The 7,556-nt window shown below is 67.5% G+C and carries 5 protein-coding genes and 1 tRNA gene; 2 read left to right on the top strand and 4 right to left on the bottom strand.

Annotated features, from left to right (window positions below; translation table 11 throughout):
- Positions 1 to 482 precede the first annotated feature (482 nt).
- Both C4N9_RS15635 and pheT read right to left on the bottom strand, forming a co-directional pair.
- Positions 483 to 559, bottom strand: a tRNA-Pro gene (locus C4N9_RS15635).
- 449 nt (positions 560 to 1,008) lie between these two features.
- The gene (gene pheT, locus C4N9_RS15630) at positions 1,009 to 3,426 is read right to left on the bottom strand and encodes a phenylalanine--tRNA ligase subunit beta (protein ID WP_109534274.1); all 2,418 of its coding nucleotides are present in this window, start codon (positions 3,424 to 3,426) and stop codon (positions 1,009 to 1,011) included.
- Positions 3,427 to 3,683: 257 nt separating this feature from the next.
- Between pheT and C4N9_RS15625 the strand changes: the two genes are divergently transcribed.
- Entirely contained in the window at positions 3,684 to 4,067 is a 384-nt protein-coding gene (locus tag C4N9_RS15625) for a hypothetical protein (RefSeq protein ID WP_109534273.1), read from the top strand.
- A 75-nt stretch (positions 4,068 to 4,142) separates the two neighbouring features.
- Here C4N9_RS15625 and C4N9_RS15620 read toward each other — a convergent pair whose 3' ends face one another.
- Positions 4,143 to 4,925, bottom strand: coding sequence for a DUF1013 domain-containing protein (locus C4N9_RS15620; protein WP_109534272.1), 783 nt, complete (start codon positions 4,923 to 4,925; stop codon positions 4,143 to 4,145).
- A 139-nt stretch (positions 4,926 to 5,064) separates the two neighbouring features.
- Here C4N9_RS15620 and C4N9_RS15615 point away from each other — a divergent pair, with 139 nt between their 5' ends.
- Positions 5,065 to 5,715, top strand: coding sequence for a ribonuclease T2 family protein (locus tag C4N9_RS15615; protein ID WP_109534271.1), 651 nt, complete (start codon positions 5,065 to 5,067; stop codon positions 5,713 to 5,715).
- Positions 5,716 to 5,906: 191 nt separating this feature from the next.
- Here C4N9_RS15615 and C4N9_RS15610 read toward each other — a convergent pair whose 3' ends face one another.
- The gene (locus C4N9_RS15610; RefSeq protein WP_109534270.1) at positions 5,907 to 7,427 is read right to left on the bottom strand and encodes an MORN repeat-containing protein; all 1,521 of its coding nucleotides are present in this window, start codon (positions 7,425 to 7,427) and stop codon (positions 5,907 to 5,909) included.
- Positions 7,428 to 7,556 lie beyond the last annotated feature (129 nt).

Below are 7,556 nucleotides of genomic sequence, written 5' to 3'. Positions count from 1 at the left end.
CATCGGCGGGGCTCCTCGTCACATCCCGAAGACCCTACCAGATCACGCCAGAACGCGCAGGTTTTTCAGACGTTCCTAAAGTACCTATCCGGAGTCGACCGCTAATTGAAGCAACATCTGGCACAGGAAGAAATTGGCCAAACGAAACCTGAGACATCCGGCGCACAACTTGGTCAAAGCCATCATCATGTCTGTCAAATGCCGGGCTGCCGTAATGTGTCTCGGACAAAGGGCCGGAAGCGGACGTCCGCCGCAGGTGCGGCGAGCGACCGGTCACCGCCCTTCCGGCCAACACGACGGACAAACGGAGCTGTGGCGAAGCGCCGCCCGGCGTGCGAATCGTGGTGAATGTCTGGAGTTCTGATAGCAACCCAACCGGCTTGCAGCATCGCGACTAGGCACCAAACGGCGCGATCCTGTGGCGAAGCTGTAGCGCCGGGAAATTTTCGAAACCGTCGAGGCTCACAAGCCATTGGTTTCATTGGTCGGAGTGAGAGGATTCGAACCTCCGGCCCCTGCCTCCCGAAGACAGTGCTCTACCAAGCTGAGCTACACTCCGACCGTGGCCGCGGGATTACCCCGCCCGCGCGCCCTTTGCAAGAGGCGAAAACAGGCTTTCTGCGGCGACTATGGGTCTTGTTCCCGGACAGCCACCCGCGGTCCTGTCGCAGCTACGTTCGCGGTGGGTGACACAGGATCAGCGCTTCCTGCGCTGCCAGACCGGTCCACGCCGCCGCAAACAAGACAAAGTGCCAGGCGCCTCGCGGACCACGCGGACGAGCCCGCGGCGGCGCCCGGTTGCAGGCTCCCAACCGGCGATTCGCCGGAGCGCCATGCACCGCGAAGACGGCACCGGGTTGCCCCGCGCGGACGCAAAAAGGGCGCCTGCCGGCGCCCTTGTCCCGAAACCGCCCCTATCCTCCGGGGTGCCCGGGGATCGAAGATCCCCGCGGGGCCGAGGGGGCTCGATGCCCCCGAGGCCCCGCCCCGCGCGCGACGGCCCTCCTGTCAGCCGCGCAGGACGCCCCCCGTGGCCTTGCCCACCTTCTCGACGATCTTGGCCGACACCGCCTCGATCTCCTTCTCGGTCAGCGTCTTGCCCTGCGGTTGCAGGCGCACGCTGATGGCCAGCGATTTCTTGCCCGCGCCCATCTGGCTTTCGGCCTTCTCGCCCGAGAATTCGTCGAACACGCGGACCGCTTCGATCAGTGCCTTGTCGGCACCCTGCGCGGCGTTCGTCACGGCCAGCGCCTCGACGGTGCTGTCGACGACGAAGGCGAAATCGCGCTCGACGGCCTGCAGGTCGTTCAGCACCAGCGCAGCCCGGGTCGCGCCCGCTTTCTTCGGCATCGGCGCCGCAGCCAGGGGCAGCGTGAAGGCCACCGCCGCGCCCTTGATCCCGTAGGCTTTCAGTACCTTGGGATGCACCTCGCCGAACGTGGCCAGCGCGTTCTTGCCCAGCGTCAGACGCCCGGCGCGGCCCGGATGGAACCAGCCCGCGACATTGCGGTCGCTTTGCGTCTTGGCCGGCGCACCGATCGCTGCCAGCACCGCTTCGGCGTCGCCCTTGGCATCGAACAGATCGACCGCGCGCCGGGCATGATGCGGATCGCGCGGGCCGTTGGCGCCGATCAGAAGGCCGGTCGCCTGGATCTCCTGCTCCCCCGGCTCGCCGCCGTGGAAGACCGGGCCCAGCTCGAACAGCGCCAGATCCATGAAGCCGCGCGCCTGGTTGCGGGCGGCGGCCTGCAACAGGCCCGGCAGCAGGTCGGGGCGCATATGCGTCATCTCGCTGGAAATCGGATTTTCCAGCTTCACCGCGTCCTCGCCACCGCCGAACAGAGCCGCCGAGGCGCTGTCGATGAAGGAATAGGTCACGCATTCATGGTAGCCGAGGCTCGCCAGCGTGCGCCGCATCAGCCGCTCGCGCTTTTGCAAGGGCGTCAGGATGGGCGCGGGAACGCCGGTCTGCGGCCGCGCCATCGGCTTGCCTTCCAGCTTCGTCAGCGACGCCACACGCGCCACTTCCTCGACCAGATCGGCATCGCCCAGCACGTCGGGCCGCCAGCTTGGCGGGGTGACCCTGTCGCCGTCCAGGACAAAGCCCAGCGCCTGCAGGATGCGACGCTGCTCGGCCTCGGGGATATCCATCCCCACGAGGCTGGAACAGCGCGCCGCGTCGAAGCGGTATTGCCGTGCCGTGTCGGGCACCGCGCCATCCGTCACCACCTCGGACGCCTCGCCGCCGCACAGATCGAGGATCATGCGCGTGGCCAGTTCCAGACCCGGCAGGGTGAATTCGGGGTCCACGCCGCGCTCGAACCGATAACGCGCATCCGAATTGATCTTCAGCGCACGGCCCGTCGCGGCGACGGTGATCGGATCCCAATAGGCGCTTTCCAGGAACACGTCCGTGGTCTCGTCGGTGCAGCCCGAATGCTCGCCGCCCATGATCCCGGCGATGCTTTCCACGCCCTTGGCGTCGGAAATCGCCATCATGCCGGGCGCCAGCCGGTACGCCTTGCCGTCGAGCGCAAGAATCTCCTCGCCGCCCTCGGCCGGATGCACGCGCAGCGCGCCGCCCTCGACCTTGGCCACATCAAAGACATGCAGCGGGCGGTTCAGGGCGATGGTGAAGAAGTTCGTCACATCGACCAGAGCCGAGATCGGCCGCAGCCCCACGGCGGTCAGGCGCTGTTGCAGCCATTTGGGCGATGGGCCGTTTTGCACGCCCCGGATCACGCGACCCCCGAAGAGCGGGCAGCCCTTTTCCTTCAGCGCCGGGTCAATGGCGACCGAGACCGGGCTGGGGAAACCGCCTTCGACCGGCACCACGTCGAGCGCCTTCAGGACACCGAGACCGCGCGCGGTCAGATCGCGCGCAATGCCGCGCACGCCCAGCGCATCGGGGCGGTTGGGGGTGATCTTGATATAGATCATCGGGTCGTTGAGACCCGCATAGTCGATATAGCGCATGCCCAGGGGCGCGTCCGACGGCAGCTCGATGATGCCGTCATGGTCTTCCGACAGCTCCAGCTCGCGTTCGGAGCACATCATCCCGTTCGACGCCTGCCCCCGGATCACGCCCGGCTTCAGGTCCACGCCCGTGCCTGGAATATGCGTGCCCACCGGCGCGAAGACGCCCACCAGCCCGGTCCTGGCATTGGGCGCGCCGCAGACGACCTGCACCTCTTCGACCGCGCCGCCGGGGGCGTCCATCACCTCGACCCGGCACAGGTTCAGCTTGTCGGCATCGGGATGCTTCACCGCCTCGGCGATCCGCGCGATGCGAAACGCGCCCAGGGTGGCGGCGGGATCGGCCACCTCCTCGACCTCGAGGCCCAGATCGGTCAGCGCGTCGACGATCTCGTCGAGCGTGGCCTCGGTTTCCAGGTGCTCCTTGAGCCAGGACAGGGTGAATTTCATCGCCAGACCTTCGGGTTCAGATATACGCGCGTCCTGTTAGCCGATCCGGCGGGATAAGGAAAGCCGAACCACGGTGGCCGCCGGCCCGGCCAACCGCCGGAATGCCGCATTTGCCGCTTGGCAGCCGCGCGCCGTTGCCGCAGTGTCAACCCTAATGCGGTGTCAGGATTCCTGCGCCCGATCCGACCAGACCAGCCCCGACCAGCCCCCGGTCCAATGTCCCGGTCCGCTGTCCCGCCACTGCCCGGAGTCCCGCCTTGAAACACCCCGTCATCCCGATCCTCGCGGCCGCGATATGGATCGTTCTCAGCGAATTCGTGCGCAACGAGTTCCTGCTGAAATCCTATTGGCAGCGCCATTACGCGGATATGGGACTGGCCTTTCCCGACGCGGCGCTCAACGGCGCGACCTGGGCGCTGTGGTCGCTCTGCCTGTCGGTCCTGCTGTGGATGCTGCTCAAACGCTTCGCGCTGATCGAAGGCATCGGCGTCGCGTGGTTCGCGGGCTTCCTGATGATGTGGGTGGTGACCGGCAATCTGGGCGTCCTGCCCTTCGCGCTGTTGCTCTACGCGGTGCCGCTCAGCCTGCTCGAGGTCGCGGTGGCCGCGCTGATCCTGCATTTCTGGCCGCGGCAGGCCTGAGCGCGCGCCCCTCGCAGAATGACGAAGGCGCGCCCCGAGGGACGCGCCTTTTTCCTTGTAACAGGAAGAACCGGATCAGCGGCGCGGATCGTCGTTGTCGTCGTCCTCGTCGTCGTCCTTGTCGGCATCGGGGAGGTTGAAGAAGCTGTCCGCGTTCGAATAATCGCGCGCCGAGGCGGCTTCTTCTTCCTCGGTGTCGTTGCCGCTGCCCAGCGTGAAGGTCTCCAGGCCGGCGATGTTGCGCGGCAGACGGGGCTCGGGCTCCATCTCCAGCGACTGCTCGGTGGAAACGAGCTTGCGGCGCTCGTCATCGGTCATGACCGAGCCCTCGGCCGCCTTCTTCGCCGCGGCCTTCTGCACTTCGCTGTCCAGCTCGGACTGACGGCACAGGCCCAGCGCGACCGGGTCGATCGGCTGGATGTTCTGGATGTTCCAGTGCGTGCGCTCGCGGATCGCCTGGATCGACGGGTTGGTCGTGCCCACCAGCTTGCGGATCTGCGCATCGGCCAGCTCGGGATGGAACTTGACCAGCCACAGGATCGCCGCCGGGCGGTCCTGGCGCTTGGACAGCGGGGTATAGCGCGGCCCCCGGCGCTTTTCCTCGCCGACCGAGGCCGGGTTGAATTTCAGCTTCAGCTTGTAGAGCGGATCGGCCTCGCCCTTCTTGATCTCGGTTTCCTCAAGCTGGTTATGCGCGATCGGGTCGAAACCCTTCACGCCGGTCGCCACATCGCCATCGGCGATGCCCTGCACCTCGAGCTCGTGAAGACCGCAGAAATCCGCCACCTGCTTGAAGGTCAGCGTGGTATTGTCAACGAGCCAGACGGCGGTCGCCTTGGCCATCAGGGGTTTTGCCATCGTCAATCGTCCTTCAACCTGCGAGAACCGCATGGCGCGGCGCTCGCCGGGGCGACCCGGCCACGGCCGCGGGCCGTGCATCCTCGATTTCGGGGAATGGGCCGTATATAAGCGGGCTGCCGCCCCGAGGAAAGAGAAAATGCAGCGCCTGACCCTTGCCCTGACCGCCCTCCTGCCGTTTTTCGCCGCTTCCGCCGCCCCCGCGCAGGACCGCGCGGGGGCCTTCGACAGCTACCTGCTCGCGCTGAGCTGGATCCCGGCCTATTGCGCCATGGACGGCGACGAGCGCGACGACCCGCGCTGCGACGATGGCAGCGCGATCGGCTGGGCCGTGCACGGGCTCTGGCCGCAATACGATGACGGCGACTGGCCGGAATATTGCAACACCACCGAACGCCGCCCCTCGCGCCGCGAGACCGAGGCGCAGGCGGATCTGTTCGGCACCTCGGGCGCGGCCTGGCATCAATGGAACAAGCACGGCCGCTGCACCGGGTTGTCCGCGGCGAATTACTACCGGCTGGTACAGGAAGCTGCGGACCGCGTCACCCTGCCGGAAATCTTCGACGGCATCGACCGCGAATTCCGCATCGATCCCGATATCGTCGAAGCCGCCTTCATCGAGGCCAATCCCGCCCTCACCCGCGCGCAGATGATCACCACCTGTCCACGCGGCGAGATCGTCGAACTGCGCCTGTGCCTGACCCGCGCGCTGGAACCCACCGATTGCGCCCCGGCCCTGACCAGCCGCGAATGCAACCGCACGGCCACGACCCTGCTGCCGCTGCGCTGACAAACCGGCCCGCACCGACCGGACAGGCCGCATCTTTGTTCCGGAAATATCCTCGGGGGGTGAGGCCGCAGGCCGAGGGGGGCAGACAGCCCCCCTTCTTTTTGATCCCGCCGCGGTGCCCGCATCCAGCCGCCGGGGGCGCTGCCCCCGGACCCCCGGAGTATTTTCGGCAAAGTGAAAGGGGCGGCGCGTCAGCCGTCGCTTTCCGGGGCCGCCTCGGCGCCGTCCTGCACGTCCTGCGCGGGGGCGGAAAGATCGGGCTCGACCAGCACGCCCTGCTCCCAGCGGCCGCTGGAGACCTGCCCCGTGGCATAGGTCAGCGTCCCCTGTCCCACACGCTGGCCGTCGACGAAGGCGCCCTCGTAGACATCGCCCGAGGGATAGGTGGCGGTGCCCTGCCCCTCGATCCGGCCCGCGCGCCACTGGCCGGTATAGGTAAAGCCGTCGGCCATGGTGATCGTGCCCTGCCCCTCGCGCTCGCCCGCGACGAAACCGCCTTCGTAGCGGGTAGCGTCGGGATAGGTCATCACGCCCTGTCCTTCGCGCACGCCGTTGACGAAATCGCCGACATAGATCCGGCCGTCGGGAAATTGCATCCGGCCCTGCCCATGCGGCTGGCCGGCGCGGAAATTGCCCTCGTAGATCAGCCCCTCGGCCAGCCGCGCGCGGCCCTGTCCCTCGACCCGGCCCTGCCGCCACTGGCCGTTATAGCCGGTGCCGTCGGCATAGGTGATGATCCCCTCGCCATCGGGCACCCCGTCGGAAAAGCCGCCATCGTAGCGCGCGCCGTCGGGGGCGGTCATGACGCCCGCGCCGTTGATGCGGTCGCTCTGCCATTCGCCCGAATAGACATAGCCCGTCGCGGTCGACAGCCGACCGCGCCCCTCGCGCTGGTCGTTGACGAAATCGCCCTCGTAGACCGAGCCGTCGGCCATGATGAGCCGTCCCACCCCCTGCAGCATGCCCTGCGCGAACGTGCCCTCGCGCCGGTCGCCATTGGGCAGCGTCAGCACGCCCGCGCCGTGGAGCATGCCTTCGGACCATTCGCCGGTATAGGTGGTGCCGTCGGGCCGGGTCAGCGTGCCTTCGCCGTGGCGCTGGTCGTTATGCATGGCGCCGGTATAGGTCGAGCCGTCGGGATAGGTGATCGTGCCCTGCCCTTCGCGCAGGCCATTTTCCCACTCGCCCTCGTAGGTCAGCCCGCCCGGGCGGGTCATCGTGCCGGTGCCGTCGGGCTGGCTGTCGTCGAAGGTTCCGGTATAGACCACGCCGGTCACGTAGCGCCGCGTGCCCTGCCCCATGATGCGCCCGGCATCCCAGTTGCCCTCGTAGGAGGAGCCGTCGGCGAAGACCATCCGCCCCTGTCCGTGCGGGCGCCCGTCCTCGAAGGCACCGGTATAGACCGAGCCGTTGGGATAGCGCGCGGTGCCGGTGCCGGTGATCTGGCCCTGCATCCATTCGCCGGAATACTCGAACCCGTTGGGCAGCCGGTAGGTCCCCTGCCCGTGTTGCAGCCCGTCGAGGAAGGTCCCCTCGTAGATGCCGCCATCGGCGTATTGGCGGGTGATCACCTCGCCCAGATCGGGCGCCGTGTCCTGCGCGGCGGCGGGGCCGACCGGCGCCGGGATGACGGAGGGCGCGATGGCGGGGAGGATGGACAGGCCGAGGATCAGCGACAATCCGAGCAACAGGGAACTGGTCGGGCGTATCATGGGTCTCCTGGCCGTCTCGTGACCGCATCTTGGTAAAGGTGGCGCCAACCTAGAATAGTCGGGCGCCGCAAGACAAGACGCGAGCGCATTCCCATGCGCCCGCGCCTCTCTTCGTGATCGGGTTTCAGC

The organism is Pararhodobacter marinus (genome assembly GCF_003122215.1).
Taxonomy (GTDB): Bacteria; Pseudomonadota; Alphaproteobacteria; order Rhodobacterales; family Rhodobacteraceae; genus Pararhodobacter; species Pararhodobacter marinus.
Note: the sequence above shows the minus strand (reverse complement) of the source record. Positions and strands in the feature narration are given on the sequence as shown.

Bases quoted from the DNA above. Each gene is read 5' to 3' on its own strand.
- pheT (WP_109534274.1), bottom strand. From the start codon at position 3,426: ATGAAATTCACCCTGTCCTGGCTCAAGGAGCACCTGGAAACCGAGGCC.
- C4N9_RS15620 (WP_109534272.1), bottom strand. From the start codon at position 4,925: ATGGCAAAACCCCTGATGGCCAAGGCGACCGCCGTCTGGCTCGTTGAC.
- C4N9_RS15615 (WP_109534271.1), top strand. From the start codon at position 5,065: ATGCAGCGCCTGACCCTTGCCCTGACCGCCCTCCTGCCGTTTTTCGCC.
- C4N9_RS15610 (WP_109534270.1), bottom strand. From the start codon at position 7,427: ATGATACGCCCGACCAGTTCCCTGTTGCTCGGATTGTCGCTGATCCTC.